17 protein-coding genes and 1 riboswitch are annotated in these 17,250 nt (G+C 44.3%); of the genes, 16 read left to right on the top strand and 1 reads right to left on the bottom strand.

From position 1 onward, the window contains the following. Positions 1–12 precede the first annotated feature (12 nt). Positions 13–1,155 carry a tRNA epoxyqueuosine(34) reductase QueG gene (gene queG, locus J1C91_RS09185; RefSeq protein WP_002910508.1) on the bottom strand — a complete coding sequence of 381 codons (1,143 nt, stop codon included), beginning with the start codon at positions 1,153–1,155 and terminating at the stop codon, positions 13–15. A gap of 189 nt (positions 1,156–1,344) precedes the next feature. Between queG and J1C91_RS09180 the strand changes: the two genes are divergently transcribed. From J1C91_RS09180 to J1C91_RS09105, 16 genes are all read left to right on the top strand, one after another. Then, positions 1,345–1,986 (top strand): hypothetical protein, encoded by a 642-nt coding sequence (locus tag J1C91_RS09180; RefSeq protein WP_002910507.1) that lies wholly within the window; start codon positions 1,345–1,347, stop codon positions 1,984–1,986. Positions 1,987–2,289: 303 nt separating this feature from the next. Beyond that, complete coding sequence (locus J1C91_RS09175) at positions 2,290–3,606, top strand: phosphoserine phosphatase (protein WP_032912524.1); 1,317 nt, start codon at positions 2,290–2,292, stop codon at positions 3,604–3,606. Between the two features lie 39 nt (positions 3,607–3,645). Continuing rightward, the gene (locus tag J1C91_RS09170) at positions 3,646–4,080 is read left to right on the top strand and encodes a EutP/PduV family microcompartment system protein (RefSeq protein WP_080556617.1); all 435 of its coding nucleotides are present in this window, start codon (positions 3,646–3,648) and stop codon (positions 4,078–4,080) included. Positions 4,081–4,143: 63 nt separating this feature from the next. Next, entirely contained in the window at positions 4,144–5,238 is a 1,095-nt protein-coding gene (gene cobD, locus J1C91_RS09165; protein WP_002910503.1) for a threonine-phosphate decarboxylase CobD, read from the top strand. Then, positions 5,231–6,097: a hypothetical protein gene (locus tag J1C91_RS09160; RefSeq protein WP_002910501.1), complete on the top strand. Its 867-nt coding sequence runs from the start codon at positions 5,231–5,233 to the stop codon at positions 6,095–6,097. Before cobD ends, J1C91_RS09160 begins: the two co-directional genes overlap by 8 nt. A 1-nt stretch (position 6,098) precedes the next feature. Beyond that, positions 6,099–7,166 carry a nicotinate-nucleotide--dimethylbenzimidazole phosphoribosyltransferase gene (cobT, locus tag J1C91_RS09155; RefSeq protein ID WP_002910500.1) on the top strand — a complete coding sequence of 356 codons (1,068 nt, stop codon included), beginning with the start codon at positions 6,099–6,101 and terminating at the stop codon, positions 7,164–7,166. 12 nt (positions 7,167–7,178) lie between these two features. Continuing rightward, positions 7,179–7,778 (top strand): cob(I)yrinic acid a,c-diamide adenosyltransferase, encoded by a 600-nt coding sequence (locus J1C91_RS09150; RefSeq protein WP_002910491.1) that lies wholly within the window; start codon positions 7,179–7,181, stop codon positions 7,776–7,778. A 259-nt stretch (positions 7,779–8,037) separates the two neighbouring features. Next, positions 8,038–8,186: riboswitch (adenosylcobalamin (AdoCbl) riboswitch) on the bottom strand. A gap of 310 nt (positions 8,187–8,496) precedes the next feature. Beyond that, complete coding sequence (locus J1C91_RS09145) at positions 8,497–9,639, top strand: 1-propanol dehydrogenase PduQ (protein WP_002896393.1); 1,143 nt, start codon at positions 8,497–8,499, stop codon at positions 9,637–9,639. Positions 9,640–9,735: 96 nt separating this feature from the next. Next, a complete protein-coding gene (locus tag J1C91_RS09140) occupies positions 9,736–10,080 on the top strand; it encodes a BMC domain-containing protein (protein ID WP_002898216.1) in 345 nt (114 codons plus the stop codon). Positions 10,081–10,104: 24 nt separating this feature from the next. Then, the gene (locus tag J1C91_RS09135) at positions 10,105–10,680 is read left to right on the top strand and encodes an ANTAR domain-containing response regulator (protein WP_002910490.1); all 576 of its coding nucleotides are present in this window, start codon (positions 10,105–10,107) and stop codon (positions 10,678–10,680) included. After that, the gene (locus tag J1C91_RS09130) at positions 10,680–12,116 is read left to right on the top strand and encodes a sensor histidine kinase (RefSeq protein WP_125438349.1); all 1,437 of its coding nucleotides are present in this window, start codon (positions 10,680–10,682) and stop codon (positions 12,114–12,116) included. Before J1C91_RS09135 ends, J1C91_RS09130 begins: the two co-directional genes overlap by 1 nt. A gap of 113 nt (positions 12,117–12,229) precedes the next feature. Beyond that, positions 12,230–13,663: an ethanolamine ammonia-lyase reactivating factor EutA gene (gene eutA / locus J1C91_RS09125; RefSeq protein ID WP_125438346.1), complete on the top strand. Its 1,434-nt coding sequence runs from the start codon at positions 12,230–12,232 to the stop codon at positions 13,661–13,663. A 31-nt stretch (positions 13,664–13,694) separates the two neighbouring features. Continuing rightward, positions 13,695–15,065 (top strand): ethanolamine ammonia-lyase subunit EutB, encoded by a 1,371-nt coding sequence (locus J1C91_RS09120; protein ID WP_002903902.1) that lies wholly within the window; start codon positions 13,695–13,697, stop codon positions 15,063–15,065. 16 nt (positions 15,066–15,081) lie between these two features. After that, the gene (eutC, locus tag J1C91_RS09115; protein ID WP_125438343.1) at positions 15,082–16,002 is read left to right on the top strand and encodes an ethanolamine ammonia-lyase subunit EutC; all 921 of its coding nucleotides are present in this window, start codon (positions 15,082–15,084) and stop codon (positions 16,000–16,002) included. A 15-nt stretch (positions 16,003–16,017) separates the two neighbouring features. Beyond that, positions 16,018–16,671 carry an ethanolamine utilization microcompartment protein EutL gene (gene eutL / locus J1C91_RS09110; protein ID WP_185761310.1) on the top strand — a complete coding sequence of 218 codons (654 nt, stop codon included), beginning with the start codon at positions 16,018–16,020 and terminating at the stop codon, positions 16,669–16,671. 15 nt (positions 16,672–16,686) lie between these two features. Continuing rightward, a complete protein-coding gene (locus tag J1C91_RS09105) occupies positions 16,687–17,250 on the top strand; it encodes a BMC domain-containing protein (protein WP_125438338.1) in 564 nt (187 codons plus the stop codon).

Raw genomic sequence — 17,250 nt, 5'->3', positions numbered from 1 at the left:
CGTCTCAGCGGTTTAGTTTTCTATCACTAGTTTTTCTTTTAGGCCAAATTTCTCTAGAAAACGGTCTTGCTCTTCTTGGATTTGCGGTGTTGGATTTTTGATGCTCATAACCAGTTCTATCATTTCTGGATGGACTTCCCGCACCAGCTGACTCAGAGCCCAGATAGCTGTAGCGACATGAATCGGATTTTGCCCCTTGTCGATAATTTCAAGCATTTTGGGAATGGCAGAGCGATCATTGGCATTTGCCAGAGCGATAATGGCATTGCGCTGAAGGATGTTTTTCCCCCTCCAGCTACCGGCCACATGACCGAATTTCTCCTTAAACTGACCGTTGGAAAGCTCCAAGAAAGGTAGGAGCTCGGGATGAGAGAGCTCAGGGTCAATCTCTGTTGCGAGCGGATTGTCTAAGCCTTTATTGTAAGGACAGCAGATTTGGCAGATATCGCAGCCATAGATGACAGTCTTAATCTTCTTGCGAAATTCCAAATCCATGACGCCCTTGTCCTGAGTCTGAAAGGACAGACAGCGCTTGGCATTCATGCTGCCGTCGCCAATCAGGCAGGAAGTAGGGCAGGCTGTCACGCAGCGGTTGCAGTCTCCGCAGCCGTAGTCGACAGGCTGATCAGGCTCAATGTCCAGATTGGTGATGAGCTCTCCCAAAAACATATAGGAGCCAAATTCCTTGGAGATGACCAAGCCGTTCTTGCCGATAAAGCCGATTCCTGCTCTTTGGGCTACAGCAGTATCGACCAAGGCGCCCGTGTCCACCATACCCTTGTATTCAAAGTCAGCGGTCAGCTCTTCGATTCCCTTGGCAAGCCGATCCAGCTTGTCCTGCAGGACATAGTGGTAGTCCAGTCCCCAGCTGTTAGGGGTGAATTTCCCCCGCTTGTATGCTGTTTTCTGAGGCTGTTGCTTGAGCTTGTGGGGGTAGGCGACTGCGATAGAGATGATGGTCTTGGCTGAGGCTAGACTCAGCTTAGGCTTAATCCGCTCCTCAATGTTCTTATGTTCAAATCCTGAATTTCGCCCTTCGTCTACAGCCAAGCGCAGCGACTTCTCCAGATAGTCAAAATCATCCGCTGTCGTAAAACCAATCTTAGAAATCCCAATGTCTTTTGCTAAGTTAATAATTTCTTCTTTGATCTTCATCCTTACTATTATAGCGGAAAAATGCCAACTTGGCGAATGATTAATAAGAGGAACTATCCTATAGAGATATACCAATATTTTATAAGACTTCCTAATCCTATAGCCTATATGATATAATGAAATGCGGAATTTTTTTATAGAAAGTTCCGCAAAGTTTAGGGATTTTTTTAAATAAATGGGAGTTATAATATGAAAAAGAGATATTATGAGTTTTTGAATGTCCTTATTACGGATGATAGTCCAATCAAAAATTTGGATTTTTATAAGGCTGGTTTAATTGAGTTATTTTTTATCTCGCTGGTATTTATCGTTTCGATTTTCTTACGCGGTGAGATGCATGAGCGGAGCATGATGGTCATGCAGTTTACTATTGGGCACATCGCTATCTTGTTGCTAGCCTTCTTATTGTTCCAAAAGTTTTTTGATACCAAGGTGCTGCAGGTCGTTCCGACCAGTTCTTACCTATTCCTGCATTTTGAATTACTTTTTTGGGGCTCTCTCTTTTTTGGTGAGCATTATCTAGCATTTTTCCTGATTTTTATTATATTGAGCTTGTCCTACCAACTGATAAATTTGCTGTATCAGATGGTTATTGTGTCAAAAGTGAGATATTTTGAACAGAAACAAAAGATCAACATTTTGCAGATTCATGCTATCGTCCTGTGCTGCCTGTCAGCAGCAGTAGCAGTCGTCACTCGCCTGTTTATGCTGTCAGGAATCTATATGATTATTGCCTTGGTAGGCTTGAGCATCGCATTGACACCCTTGTATCTATTGGGCTATGCACAAGTTTTCACAGGCTGGAGAAATCAAGTGCCTGAAAAATGGTAGAATTGAAGGGGATTATCTGTCTAGTCTTGAATACGTTTGGTTTCCTCCAATACGTTTGTTGAGAAGATTAGAGTATATGCATTTTAATCAGTAAGGTAGAGAAATAATTTCTCTGCCTTTATTTTTTCACAAATCTGAAAGCGCTTTATTGACAAAGTCTGCCAGATAGTTTATAATATAATAACAGTATAGAAAATGGCAAGGAAGCCTGATTTGATCGCAATGAAGCGAGTGTTTCAGAATCAAAGGGTTTTTCTATGCCATTTTTTTGCGCACTATTATTTTTTATGGAGGATTGTTTCTATGCGGACAAAAGGAATTGTGCTGCTTTGTAGTTTGGCTTTGCTTCTGGGAGCTTGTCAAGCGGGGAATAATAAGACGACGACTGAGTCATCCTCGGCTAAGACAGAGACAACGGATAAGGACAAGGCTAAGACTTTGGATAAGGGCGTTTGGGAAGACAAGCTTTATGCCCGTCTGACCAAGCTCATCAAGGAAAATGGGAACACCAGCTCTAGCTATGATAAAAATAAAAAACCTTATGCCGTCTTTGACTGGGACAATACAACAGTCATTAATGACATCGGCGAAGCAACCTTTACCTATCAAATTGAAAATCTGGCCTTTAAGATGACGCCGGAAGAATTTGACCAAGCAGTGCGGACCAATATACCGAGCGACGATTTTGTTGAAGATTTTCATAATAAAGATGGTGAGCCAGTAAACATTGACAAGATTGCGGCCGACCTGCTCTCTGACTACACGGCTATTTATAATAGCTATAAGGGAATGCAAGGGGACAAGTCTCTGGAAGAAGTCAAAAAGACCGATGAATACCAAGACTTTGCTGCTAAACTCCGCTATCTTTACGAAGCGATTGGTGATACCTTCAGCTCTGACATCAGCTATCCATGGGTGACTTACCTCTATGCAGGTATGACTTCTGAAGAAGTTCAAGCCCTATCTGAAAAGTCTATTGACCAGGCTCTTGAGGACAAGCTGACTTCTGAAACTTGGGAAAGTCCTGAAGGCTTGAAAGGTGAGTCAGGCCAAATCACTGTGACCTTCAAGCGCGGTGTTCGCTCAGTCAAGGAAATGCAAAATCTCTACAAGACTCTGATGGCTAACGGCATTGATGTCTATATCTGCTCAGCGTCTTATATTGATGTGATTATCCCTTATGCTAGCAATTCTAAGTATGGCTACAATATTCCTAAAGAAAATGTCACTGCTATGCGTCTGAAAAAAGATGATAAGGGAGTGATTCAGCCAGAATATGATACTAACTATGCTCAGACTCAAGGTGAGGGCAAGACAGAAACCATCAAGAAGCTGATTGCTGTCAATCATGACAATCAAGAACCAATCCTGATTGCTGGCGACAGTAATGGTGACTATGCTATGCTCAAGGACTTCCCTAAACTGCAAATGGGTATCATCTTCAATCTTCTGAGAGATCCTAGCAAGGGAATCGGTCTTTTGCAAACCAAGGCAATTGAAACATACGGTCAGGAAGATGCCCTTTACTACCTGCAAGGCCGCGATGAAAATAAAGGTGTACTGCTCAACGGCAGGGAAACTATCAAACTAGATAGTAAGGAAGCCCAGCTCAGCAAATAGCGGGCAGTCCCCTGTTATAGAGAGGAATGGATGCAAGATATGAAAAAAATCATGTTTGTCGGTCCGGTCGGAGTGGGTAAGACCACTCTGACTCAGCGACTAAAGGGTTTGGAGCTGACCTACTATAAGACTCAGGCGGTTGAGTTTCATGATACCATCATTGATACTCCTGGAGAATTTCTTCAGCATCGTAGGTATTATAATGCCTTGAACGTGACGGGTGCAGATGCCGATGTGATTGGTCTCTTGGTAGCAGCTTCCAATCAGATGCAGACTTTTCCTCAGGGCTTTTCCTCCCTCTTCAATCAAGAAGTGATTGGCATTGTCACCAAGATCGATATGGCTGATAAGGAAGAGCAGATCGAAAAAGCACGGCGGCAACTGAAAGCAGCCGGTGCCAAGGAAATTTTTGAAATATCAGCGACGGAAAATGAAGGAATTGACCGTCTCCAGGCTTATCTGGAGTCAGATTAGGGATGAGAAACCGAATATGGTATACTAGATTCTAATAAGGAAACGAGGAAGGAATGTCTATTTATGAAAGTAGAGCACGGAGGAAATGCGGCAGCTTTGGCTGAGGAATTTGGTTTTTCTCTAGAAGACTGTCTGGATTTCAGTGCCAATATCAATCCTTTGGGGATTTCTCAAAAGCTGAGGGCTTGTCTGACCGAGTCCATTGATTGGCTGGTTCATTATCCAGACATCAGCTACAGCCACTCCAGAGAGCTTTTGGCACATCATCATGGGCTAGAAAAGTACAATGTCCTGCTGGCAAATGGTGCGGTAGAAGTCTTTTACGAGCTGGCCCGCTTCCTGCGTCCAAAAACTGTCCTGACTCTGAGCCCTACTTTCATGGAATATGAGAAAGCTTTCTCGCAAGTGCAGGCCAAGGTGGAGCGCTTTAGCCTTCCTTCTCCATCCTATGAATGGGATCTAGCTGACATGTTGCCAGCCTTAGATTCACTGACTGCAGGAGACGCTGTGCTCATATGCAATCCTAATAATCCGACGGGTACCTTGATTCGGCGTATTGAGCTAGAAAAGCTGGCTGAGGACCTGCAGGAGCGGCAAATCTTTTTGATACTGGATGAGGCTTTTATGGACTTTCTGGACGATGAGGAGGACTATAGCTTCGTCTCACGTCTGGCCACCTATCCAAATGCAGTAGTGGTGCGGTCTCTGACCAAGTTTTATGCTATTCCTGGTCTGAGATTGGGCTATGCTCTTAGCTGTCATCCGACTTGCTTTGAAGAGATAGAGGGGAGCCGCGCTCCTTGGTCGGTCAATGCTATGGCTGATCAGGCCCTGCCTGTCCTTTTGGAAGATCTGGCCTATCATCAAGCTACCAAGCAGTGGCTTCGAGTAGAAAGGGATTTCCTTTTCCAAGGGCTGACTTCTTTTTCACAGCTTCGACCGGTCAAGCCTAGTGTCAACTATATCTTCTTTGAATATTTAGGTCGGCAGGCCCTGCGTCAGGAGCTTCGGCAGAGAAAGATTTTTATCCGTTCCTGTCAAAATTATCATGATCTGACAGAACGGCATTACCGCATAGCCATCCGCAGCCATCAGGAGAATGAACAACTTCTGGCTTGTCTAACAGAGGTCTTGGCGAAAGAGGTTCCTTATGACTAAGGTAATGGTTTCCTGTCCAGGTTCCTGCGGTGAATTATTTCAAGGTTTAGTAGGAGAGCAGGAGGTCCTGCTCTCCTATGGGATTGAGAAGCGCAGTCGAGTGAGATTGGACGGGGCTTCGTCTCTCTCAAGGCAAGCCCAAGGTGAAAAGGTAAGGCGAGCTTTGGGGCTCCTGCCTGTGGCCAATGCTTTCTCTTTTGTTCAGGAATCAGATCTGCCTATCAGCAAGGGCTATTCTAGCAGCACAGCTGATATGATTAGCTGCCTGCAAGCAGCTGCTCTGGGACAAAAGCAGTCTCTAAGAGCCGCAGATTTGACTCGTCTCTGTGCCAAGATTGAGCCTACTGACTCGGTGGCTTTTGCGGACTGGACGGTCATTAATCCCCTGACTGGTCAAGTGGTCTGGCAGACAGACTGGCGACCGGAGCTTTATGTCTATATCTTGGAGCCTGTGGAGATGGTGACAACTCTTGACTTGGTTCGGATGAAGGACAGTCCTAGCTATCCGGCTGAGGAGTCTAAGCGTTTGTTTCCTCTCTTTCAGGAGGCTTGTCAGGAGAAGAGTTTGGAAAAACTTGGCCATTTAGCGAGCTATAGTGCTTTGTTGAACAACCAACGGCTACCCAAACCCTATCTGAAAGAATTACTGGCTTTGGTAAAAAAATACCAGTGTTTAGGTCTCAATGTTGCCCATAGTGGTACATTGGTTGGTCTGTTGCTGAGCAGGGAACAGCTAGAAGTCTTGCCTAAGCTAGAGTCTGAGCTAGCTCGCTCAGCCAGTGGGGCTTATTATCAGACTCGGACCTTGAGCAGGATTATTTTTGAAGGGGTGCAGCCGGTCAGGGAGGAGATAGACTAGTTTGAAAGACTTAGAAAAAATTATTGAGCAGATTCTTCCATTAGACAAAGACAAGGTTCAAGAAGGCCAGCGCTACTGTGATCAGCTAGGAAAGCCGCCGGGCTCCTTGGGAAAGCTTGAGACCATCTATGCTCGCTTGTATGCCATGTCTTCTGGTCCCATTGATTTGGATAAGAAGATTGTTCTCGTCTATGTGGCAGATAATGGCATTGTGGCTGAAGGGGTTTCTGCCAATCCTCAGGAAACGACCTATACTGTTGCTCGCAATATTCTAGCGGGGAAGTCAGGCTTGTGTGCTATTTCCAAACATGCAGGTTCAGACATCTGTCTGGTAGACATTGGCTGCAAGAAGGATATCTTTGAGGAAAATCAGGATAAGATTTGTCACGGGACGTGTAATATGCTCAAGGAGCCGGCCATGACTCGCGAGCAGGCTATAGCGGCAGTTCTAGTCGGCTACAAGAAGGCAGAGACCTTGATCAAAGACGGCTATCGTCTCTTTGGAACAGGAGAAATGGGGATTGGCAACACCACCACCTCGGCTGCTGTCATTGCGGCAGTTCTCGGTCTCAAAGCAGAAGACGTCACAGGCTATGGAGCTGGTCTGACTCAGGATATGAAGGCTCACAAGACAGCTATTATCCAGCAATGTTTGGATCGTCAAGCTCCTTATGGAGATATTCTGGATCTGACCGCTAAGCTTGGTGGGCTAGATATGCTGGCTATGGCAGGCACCCATCTCGCCTGTGCCCGCTATCAGCTGCCTTGTGTAGTGGACGGTCTTATCTCTCTGACGGGGCTTTTGATTGCCCATCAGCTGACTCCTCATGTCTTGGACTATAGCTTTGCTTCCCATGCTTCGACGGAGCCTGCTTACAGACTGGTCAGTGACTTTCTAGGACTGGAGCCCATGCTTTTGCTGGATATGCGGCTAGGTGAAGGCTCGGGCTGTCCTTTGGCTTTCTTTCTGCTGGAAAATGCTGTTTATACCATGGAGCATATGCCAACCTTTGCAGAAGGCAGTTTGAAAGAAGAAGATTATGTTGATATTCGCAAAAATGTGACTTAAAGGAGGAAAAATATGCAACTCTATACAAAAACAGGTGACAAGGGCTTGACCAAGCTAGTTGGCGGTCAAAGTGTCGCCAAGGATGCAGAACGAGTTAATGCTTACGGAACCATTGATGAGCTGAACTCTTGGATTGGTTATACCATTACCAAGCTGGACAAGGATGATAAGCTGAGAGATGAGCTGCTCCAGCTGCAGCATTATCTCTTTGACTGTGGTTCAGACCTCTCTACTCCTCAGGGAGTTTACCCTTACAAAGTCGATCAGCAGCTGATTGACTGGATTGAGGAGAGGATTGATACCTACGCAGAAATTCCACCGGCTCTGGAAAGGTTTATCTTGCCAGGCGGTGACGAGATTGCTTCCATGATTCATGTGGCTCGGACCATTGCAAGACGGGCAGAGCGTCATATCGTAGGGGCTATGTGGACTACAGAAATTAACAATAATGTCCTGATTTTTGTCAACCGTCTATCAGATTACTTCTTTGCCTTGGCTCGAGTAATCAACTTTACTAAAAACCAGGAAGACATCGCCTATGAAAGAGGTGCCAAGGTCTTCCACAATATCACCAAGGCGGATGTTGAGCGTTGGGCAAGAAAACGCCAGTGACAAAAAGAAACAGAAAAAGTTCTGTCTTTCCAAATTGACTTTACCAAGTCTTGGAAGGACAGAACTTATTTTGATATTCTAAAAAAGAAAGCCGCCTATACATCATTGTATCTTCATGCTAAGCTTCGTTGATTAGCACTAGCTTTCCAATTATTGACTCTGCTCCTTTGCAGAAAGACAAGTGAAACCTCATCTTTAGAAAATTAACGTACTTAAACGTAGAGTCAATAATGGAAACTAAGCTAAAATGTTTGTTCCAAACTGACATCACTACCTTACATCGAGGCATGAAATCTACTAAAATTTAAGAATAAAGACCTGACTTAAAGCTGAAAAACTTATCACAGTGGCGGGACCGCGCTGGATTTGCACCAGACTTCCATATCCTTAAAAGTACTAAAATCAATTTCCTAGTAACTAGATTGTAACACCTTTCACAGGGAATTACAAGGAAAATGAACTAAATTTTAATAAAAATTTAATTCTTCAAATAAGCTTGGCTTTGTAAGGAGATGCGGCACTAAAAACTTCTTATATTAATGACTTTTTCATTGCCATGAAAGCGCTTTTGTGTTATAATTCAATATAGTACAAAGGGGTACTGAAGATAAATAAGCAATGAAGCTATATGAAAATGCTGTGACGTGTGTAGGGGAGCAGTCTTATTTTCATATAGCTTCTTTTTGTTTAAAAATAGATACAACAGAAAGGAGAAAAGATGTATAAGATTTCCTATAAGACTGAATTGCATGTGGGCAAGGGCGCTCTGCAGCAATTAAGCCATTATAAAAATGAGCATATTTTAGTCGTTGCCGATCCTTTTTTGAAGACATCTGGCACGCTGGATGCTATTTTAGCCAACTTTGATGACAGCAATGATATTGTTGTTTTCACAGATATTGTGCCTGATCCGCCAATCGAAACAGTTGTGGCTGGTATTAAGAGTGCAGGAGACAAACCAATCAGCATTGTGCTTTCTATTGGTGGCGGCTCTGCCATTGATGCTTCCAAGGCTATGTATTATTTTGCCAAGAAGCAGGGTGCCTTCTCAGAGGCTATTCTCATCGCCATTCCTACAACAAGCGGAACTGGATCTGAAGTAACGTCCTTTTCTGTCATCACGGATGCAGAGAGAGGTACCAAATATCCTTTAGTGACCAAAGAAATCCTTCCGGATGTTGCGATCTTAGATGCGGATTTGGTTCTGTCACTTCCTGGTAACATCACGGCTGACACTGGAATGGATGTACTGACCCATGCCATTGAAGCTTATGTATCGACCAAGGCTACGGACTTCTCTGATGCCTTGGCTGAAAAGGCAATTAAGCTGGTCTTTGAATACCTGCCTAAAGCCTACAAAAATGGTCAGGATGTAGAAGCGCGTGAAAAGATGCATGCAGCATCCACCCTGGCTGGTATGGCCTTTAACACAGCTTCTTTGGGTATCAATCACAGTCTGGCACATGCGGCAGGCGCTAAGTTCCATGTGCCTCATGGTCGTTTAAACAGTATTTTAATGCCCCATGTCATTCAGTATAATGCTGGTATCGAATTCAACAATCGGAACCGGCAGGCGACAGACAAGACTGTAGCGAGCCGCTATCAGGATATTGCCAAACTACTGGGATGCAGTGCTTCAAGCCCTGTGTCAGGAGTGAGACAGCTGGTTGAAGCTATCAAGAAACTGCAAAGAAAGCTGGAGATGCCAACTTCTCTAAGAGAATATGGTGTGAAAGCAGATGCTTTTGCTCAGTACAAGGTAGAAATTTCAGAAGCTGCTCTGCATGATGGTTGTACTCCGACTAACCCTCGCGTCCCTACGGCAGAAGAGCTGCTTAAAGTATTAGAGAAAGCGTTTTAATCCTCTGAATTGCTGTTATGCCAAAATTATTGTATAATGATTAAGAGCATGCAGTACACTTCTGAACGTTTAAAATCATGAAGAAGGTTTACTAAATTGGAAGAAAAACAAAGAATGATACAGGAATACGTTCCTGGGAAACAAGTGACCTTGGCGCACCTTATCGCAAATCCTGATGAAGTCATTTTTGAAAAATTGGGATTGCAGGCAGAAATCAAGGATGCGATTGGAATCTTGACGATCACTCCGAGTGAAGCGGCTATCATTGCGGTTGATATTGCGACCAAGGCTGCGGATGTTCAAGTTGGTTTTGTGGATCGTTTCAGCGGCTCTGTCGTGATGACAGGTGACGTTTCTTCTGTTGAGGCAGCTCTCATTGCCGTTTTACAAGGTCTGGAAGAGATTTTAGGCTTCTCCAGCACTGTCGTAACGCGGACATAAAAAATCAAACTGTCGAGGGGAAGTATGAAAGGCAGAATACTAATTGTTGATGATGATCCAATTGTAAGATTAGATATCCGAAATATATTAGAGGCAGCTGATTATGAAGTGGTGGCTGAGGCATCCGATGGCTTTGAGGCTATTGATTTGTGTCAGAAATATCGTTGTGACTTGGTCATGATGGACATCAAGCTTCCGCTTCTGGATGGCCTGACAGCGGGTAAGAAGATACTCGAAGACGCTTTAGCTTACAGTGTGATTCTACTGTCAGCCTACAGCGATGAACACTATGTTCAAAAAGCTAAAACCAATGGGATTAGTGCTTACTTGGTTAAACCTTTGGATGCCAAGTCCTTGATTCCAATGGTAGAGATCTGCATTGAGAAGGGCCGCCAGCTTCAGCAGATGTCCAATGAAATGGTCAAGCTGTCGAAAAAGATAGACGATCGGATTGTGATTGAAAAGGCCAAAGGCTTGCTGATGGCTCGTGATCATTTGTCAGAGCCTGAAGCTTTCAAGCGCATTCGAACAATTAGTATGCAAAAGAGAGTGCCAATGATTGAGATTGCTAAATTGCTGGTGCTCCAAGATGATGTGTAATGATGTATAGAGATAAGATAAAGCAGCTTTGTCAGGAACAGACAAATTTGGATGAGGCTGATATCGAGCATCTTGTCCAAGAGGCTGACGAATTATTGAAAAACTCAGCTTATGCCAATGAAGATGTCTTCATTGACGTAAAGAATATCTTTTCGGAACATGCCATTGTCATCTTTCACAAAAAACCGGAAAGCAAGCTCAGCTTGTACGAAAACTCGGTCGTTGGTGCTATGGCCTATCTGGAAAATGAGCCAGGTGTTATCCGGACCTTGGAGACGGGCGCTCCCTCGATTGGGCTTTCGGCTAGATCACAGGAGGGCTTAGCCATCCATCAGACGGTCTTTCCGATAGTGAGAGAAGAGCGCGTCATTGGAACGCTGATTATCGAAAGAAATGCTCCACAGACTTTGCCGGACCACTTTTCTTTAGATAAAGAGGACGGGGGTTTTGAGTTACGGAGCACTCCTGAGATTTCGGCGCAAGAGCAGTTTGTTTTATTTGATCATATTGACGAAGCTTGTCTGGTCTTTGACCAGCAGGGTTATCTCAAGTATTTCAATCAAGCAGCTGACGATTCTTATCGTCATAAGCTGGGCTATATGGACTCGATTGAGGGAATGCACTACAGCAATCTAGTCTTAGACAGTCTGACTTTTGAAGAAATCCAGCAACTGGGACCGCAAGCCCCTCAAGAAAAACCTCACCAAGTTGAGGTACATTATGGCACTTATTGCTTTTTGGTCAAACGCTATTTGCTGACTGAGAGTGAAAATGTGGTCATGATCTGTAAGGATATTACAGACATCAAGGAAAAGGAAGCGCAGCTCTTAACCCATACAACTACCATTCGTGAAATGAACCATCGGGTAAAGAATCACTTGCAAACTGTTGTTTCCTTGCTGCGACTACAGGCTCAGCAAAGTCCAGGAGCAGACACCAAAAAAGCTCTTAATGATAGTATGAATCGTGTGCTCTCCATAGCGGCGACTCACGAGCTCCTGTCTTCTCAGCAGGATGACAGCATTCAGATTGAGCATCTGCTGAAGAAAGTTATTGAAAATGTCCAGCGTTGTTTTTCTGGGCATAGGGAAATAACCCTGACCTACAGCCTGGAACCGGAACTCTGTCTCGATAGCAGCCGAGCCACTTCACTGGCGCTAATCGTCAATGAATTACTGCAGAACAGTTATGAACATGCTTTTAAGGACAAAAAAAATCCAGAAAAACCGCAAATCCGTTTGCAGGTTGGACTTAAAAATGATATAATAACTTTAAAAGTACTGGATAATGGTAGCGGTTACAATCAAGAGCATTCCTTTGAAAATCATCTGGGTCTACTCTTGGTGGAGCGCTTTGTCCAAGGAAAATTGTTTGGAACCTTGTCTATCCACTCAGACCATGAGGGGACGACAACGACCATTCGTTTTAAAAAATAAATACTACCAGACTAACAATGATGTCAGTCGAAAAAAGCAATGACGCTTGAAGAATGTAAATGAACTCTGTTTGTTTGCATTGCTTTGAGCGTCTTTTTTTGGAGGTTTTTAGTATGTCAGATAAAATTTTGAGTGTGGGGCTTGATATCGGGACAGCCACTACACAGCTGATCTTATCAGAGCTTACCATCGAGAATATTGCTTCTGTGTTTACTATTCCTCGTGTCTATATTACAGATAAAAAAGTTCTTTATAAAAGTGAAATTATCTTCACGCCAATTTCGGATCAACTTTTGATTGAGGTGGATAAGATCAAAAACTTTGTTCTGAATGAGTATGCGAAATCAGGCATTCAGAAAAAAGATATTCAGATGGGGGCAGTCATCATTACTGGTGAGACGGCTCGCAAGGAAAATGCCAGTCAGGTGCTCCAAGCGCTGAGTGGTTATGCTGGGGACTTTGTCGTTGCGACGGCCGGCCCAGACCTTGAGAGTATCATCGCTGGTAAAGGGGCCTGCAGCCATCAGTATTCTCAAGAGCATCATACATCAGTAGTCAATATTGATATTGGTGGGGGGACTTCCAATCTGGCAGTCTTCCGAGAAGGAGATGTGATTGATACAGGGTGTTTTGATATCGGAGGTCGGCTGATAAAAATGGATCCGCAGACCCAGCGGATTAGCTATATTGCTCCAAAACTGCAGACTATCATTGCAGAGCAGGGGCTTCAGCTGGCAGTTGGTGAAACGGTCCATCGGGCTGATTTGGATCGGCTGATTCAAGAAATGGTCTCCGTATTAGAACAGTCTGTAGGAATTGACAATCACAGTCCTTACTATGAGCTCCTACAGACCAACCACGGTCTCAAGTTGAACTATGATCTCCACTGCGTATCTTTCTCAGGTGGTGTAGCTGATGGAATATACTTGGAAACGACCTCGGCGGATGATTTCCGCTATGGGGATATCGGTATCCTGCTTGGCAGGGCGTTGAGAAAATCCAAGATTTTTGATCAAAAGAAAGTCATCCAGTCAGCTGAGACCATCCGGGCAACCGTTGTTGGAGCGGGCAGCCATACGACCGATGTCAGCGGCAGTACCATTACCTACATCTCTGATATCCTCCCTATTAAGAACATTCCAGTTCTCAAATTGGCCGCTTCTGATGAGCATGAGGACAAGGAGGGGCTGCAGCAGATTATCAAGGACAAGGTGGCCTGGTTCACACTGGAAAATGAAGTCCAGCAGGTGGCTTTGGCAATCAATGGAGAAAAAAGCCCAAGCTTCGCCCGGGTTTTGGAATACGCAGAGGCTATTGTCAGCGGAATGAGCGAAAGCATTGAAAAGAAAATTCCGTTGCTAGTGGTTGTCAGAGAAGATATGGCCAAGGTTTTAGGTCAATGTCTCTTTGCTCAATTGCCTAAGGATTATCCATTTGTGTGCATTGACTCAGTGGATGTTCAAAATGGCGACTATATCGATATTGGTAATCCAGTCATTGAAGGCTCGGTCTTACCGATTGTTGTGAAAACATTGGTGTTTAATTAAACTTTTATTTACACAAAGGAGGAAGTAATCCATGATTTTGAAAACAAAATTGTTTGGTCGGCTTTACGAATTTAAATCCGTAAAAGAAGTGCTGGCCAAAGCCAATGAGTACAAATCCGGGGATCAGCTGGCCGGAGTAGCAGCAGAATCTGCCGAAGAGCGTGTCGCTGCTAAAGTTGTACTAGCTCAGCTAAAACTGTCTGATTTGTTCAATAATCCGGTAGTGCCTTATGAAGAAGATGAGGTAACACGGATTATCATTGACGACGTCAATCTTCGTACTTACGAAAAGATTAAGAATTGGACAGTAGAAGAACTGCGTGAATGGATCTTGGATAACAAGACTAAGAACGTAGATATTCAGTGGCTGTCTCGTGGGTTGACTTCTGAAATGGTAGCAGCGGTGGCTAAGTTGATGACCAACTTGGACTTGATTGTAGCTGCCAATAAGATTGTCATTACCAAACATGCCAATACAACGATTGGTATGCCGGGAACATTCTCTTCTCGTCTTCAACCAAACCATACCACAGACGATCCAGACGGTATCATGGCTTCTACTATGGAAGGTTTTGCTTATGGATGTGGGGATGCTCTCTTAGGATTGAACCCAGTGGACGACTCAGTAGAAAGTACCAAACGGGTCTTGCATAAGTTTAACGACTTCATCGAAGAGTACAAGATTCCAACTCAGCACTGTGTGTTGGCTCACGTTACTACTCAGATTGAAGCCATGAATCAAGGTGCTCCGACAGGATTGGTCTTCCAATCTATCGCTGGATCTGAAAAAGGAAATGAAGCCTTTGGTTTTGATGCTAAAATCATTCAAGAAGCTTGGGATACAGCTCTGAAAGTGGGAACAGCTGCTGGACCGAATGTCATGTACTTTGAAACAGGTCAAGGTTCTGAACTTTCATCTGATGCTCACCATGGAGCAGACCAAGTGACTATGGAAGCTCGTTGTTATGGTTTCGCTAAACGCTTCGATCCATTCTTGGTAAATACCGTTGTTGGATTCATCGGACCTGAGTATCTCTATGATTCTAAGCAGGTTATCCGTGCTGGTTTGGAAGACCACTTCATGGGCAAACTGACTGGTATCTCAATGGGTTGTGATATCTGCTATACTAACCACATGAAGGCTGACCAAAACGACGCTGAAAATCTCTTGGTTCTTCTCGGAGCAGCTAATGTTAACTACATCATGGCGATTCCTCATGGTGACGATATCATGCTTAACTATCAAACAACTGGTTACCATGAAACAGCAACCATGCGTTCACTTCTCAATAAACGTCCGATCAAGGAATTTGAAGAGTGGATGGAAAAAATGGGCTTGATGGAAGATGGTCACCTGACAGAAATCGGCGGAGACGGCTCCATCTTTATGAAATCAAATTAGCAAGGAGGAAATCATTGTGGATGAATTGCAATTAAAAGAAATGATTCGCTCATTGTTAAATGAGATGGGCGGCGACTCAGCTGTTAAAGAAACAGCAGCGACTGACCAGAACAAAGCTGAAAAACCTGCGGTTTCTCTGCAGGAAGAAGTCAAACAAGACACTTCAGTGATTGAAGATGGCATCATTCCTGATATAACAGAAGTAGATATTCAGGAACAGTTCTTGGTTCCAAATGCCATCAATGAAGAAGCCTACAGGAAGATTAAGAAATTTACTCCGGCACGTCTGGGCTTATGGCGGGCAGGTGATCGCTACAAGACACAAAGTGTTTTGCGTTTCCGTGCAGACCATGCGGCAGCTCAGGATGCGGTCTTCTCTTACGTATCTGATGAATTTGTTAAGGAAATGGGCTTCATTCCTGTACAGACCAAGGCAGCAACTAAGGATGAGTACTTGACACGTCCAGATTTTGGCCGCATCTTCCCAGAAGAACAGCAGGCGATTATCAAGGAAAAATGCAAACCTAATGCCAAAGTTCAGATTGTCGTTGGTGATGGTCTTAGCTCATCAGCTATCGAGGCCAACGTCAAAGACTTCCTGCCAGCTCTGAAGCAAGGTCTGAAAATGTTCGGACTGGACTTTGGTGAAGTACTCTTTATCAAGCATGCTCGGGTTGCAGCTATGGACCAAATCGCAGAGCTGACTGGTGCAGAAGTTATCTGTATGCTGGTTGGTGAGCGCCCAGGTCTGGTAACAGCTGAGTCTATGAGTGCTTATCTGGCTTACAAGCCAACGGTCGGCATGCCAGAAGCGAAACGGACCGTTGTTTCCAATATTCATAAAGGCGGAACACCAGCCGTTGAAGCTGGAGCCTATGTAGCAGAAATCATTAAGAAGATTCTTGATAATAAGAAATCAGGAATTGATTTGAAATAATAGGAGGTAGTGGCTTTGAAAAATGATCGATTAGGTGCAAGTGTATTAAGTGCCCTTCTGATTTCAAACGTGGATGCAGGTTTGGCAGCTTCTTTGGAGCTTAAACCACATCACAGAAGCCTGGGCATTATCACTTCTGACTGTGATGATGTCACTTATGTAGCCTTGGATGAAGCTACCAAGGCAGCAGATGTCGAAGTTGTCTATGCTCGCAGTATGTATGCTGGTGCAGGCAACGCTTCAACTAAGCTGGCTGGTGAAGTCATCGGTATCTTGGCTGGTCCAAACCCAGAAGAAGTTCGCAGCGGTCTGGATGTAGTAGTCTATGAAATCGAAAATGGGGCTAGCTTCTACAGTGCTAATGACGATGACAGCATTCCTTATTTTGCACATTGTATCTCTCGTGCAGGTTCTTACCTATCAGAGGGTGCTAATGCAGAAGAAGGAACAGCAATTGCTTACTTGATTGCTCCACCGGGTGAAGCTATGGTAGCACTGGATGCGGCTTTGAAAGCGGCAGATGTGCAGGTTGGCGCCTTCTACGGACCACCGAGTGAAACCAACTTTGCCGGCGGACTTCTGGTTGGATCACAGTCAGCCTGCCGAGCTGCCTGCGACGCATTTGCGAATGCAGTCATCGCAGTAGCAAATGATCCTAAAAGTTATTGATTAGGAGTTGATTAAATGGCAGATAGAGCACTAGGTTTAATTGAAGTAAAAGGTTATCTAGGTGCTGTAGTTGCGGCAGATGCGGCTTTGAAGGCTGCCAATGTATCATTGCTTAATATTGAAACGGTCAAAGCTGGTTTGAACACAGTTCAATTAATAGGCGATGTCAGTGCAGTCCGCTCAGCGGTTGATGCGGCAGTTGAGTTGGTACAGGATAAACCTTACTATCTGGCCAGCCATGTAATTTCTAGGCTGGATAACCAGACAGACATTCTCTTTGTACCAAAGAGAAACAGTAAAACAGCTAAAAAAGAGATTGCTTCTACGGCGGAAACAATCCCTTCAGAAAAAATCGAAGAAAAGCCTCAGCCTGTAAAGGAAACTAAGGCTGAACCAGCAGAGAAGCTTGAAGGAGAGACAAGGACCTACACCAGAGAAGAACTGGAAAAACTAAAAGTCGTCGAACTACGCAGCCTTGCCTATCATCAAGAAGGTATCCGTCTCAGCAAGAAAGAAATCAAATTTGCCAACAAGAAACTTCTCGTTGAGACTTTGATGGAAACAATAGGAGAGGAGTAA

The organism is Streptococcus sanguinis (assembly GCF_050222175.1).
Taxonomy (GTDB): Bacteria; Bacillota; Bacilli; order Lactobacillales; family Streptococcaceae; genus Streptococcus; species Streptococcus sanguinis_M.
This window is presented reverse-complemented; position numbering and strand designations above follow the sequence as displayed.

Coding starts and splice junctions, on each gene's coding strand:
- queG (WP_002910508.1), bottom strand. CDS start 1,155: ATGAAGATCAAAGAAGAAATTATTAACTTAGCAAAAGACATTGGGATT.
- J1C91_RS09180 (WP_002910507.1), top strand. CDS start 1,345: ATGAAAAAGAGATATTATGAGTTTTTGAATGTCCTTATTACGGATGAT.
- J1C91_RS09175 (WP_032912524.1), top strand. CDS start 2,290: ATGCGGACAAAAGGAATTGTGCTGCTTTGTAGTTTGGCTTTGCTTCTG.
- J1C91_RS09170 (WP_080556617.1), top strand. CDS start 3,646: ATGAAAAAAATCATGTTTGTCGGTCCGGTCGGAGTGGGTAAGACCACT.
- cobD (WP_002910503.1), top strand. CDS start 4,144: ATGAAAGTAGAGCACGGAGGAAATGCGGCAGCTTTGGCTGAGGAATTT.
- J1C91_RS09160 (WP_002910501.1), top strand. CDS start 5,231: ATGACTAAGGTAATGGTTTCCTGTCCAGGTTCCTGCGGTGAATTATTT.
- J1C91_RS09150 (WP_002910491.1), top strand. CDS start 7,179: ATGCAACTCTATACAAAAACAGGTGACAAGGGCTTGACCAAGCTAGTT.
- J1C91_RS09145 (WP_002896393.1), top strand. CDS start 8,497: ATGTATAAGATTTCCTATAAGACTGAATTGCATGTGGGCAAGGGCGCT.
- J1C91_RS09135 (WP_002910490.1), top strand. CDS start 10,105: ATGAAAGGCAGAATACTAATTGTTGATGATGATCCAATTGTAAGATTA.
- J1C91_RS09130 (WP_125438349.1), top strand. CDS start 10,680: ATGATGTATAGAGATAAGATAAAGCAGCTTTGTCAGGAACAGACAAAT.
- eutA (WP_125438346.1), top strand. CDS start 12,230: ATGTCAGATAAAATTTTGAGTGTGGGGCTTGATATCGGGACAGCCACT.
- J1C91_RS09120 (WP_002903902.1), top strand. CDS start 13,695: ATGATTTTGAAAACAAAATTGTTTGGTCGGCTTTACGAATTTAAATCC.
- J1C91_RS09105 (WP_125438338.1), top strand. CDS start 16,687: ATGGCAGATAGAGCACTAGGTTTAATTGAAGTAAAAGGTTATCTAGGT.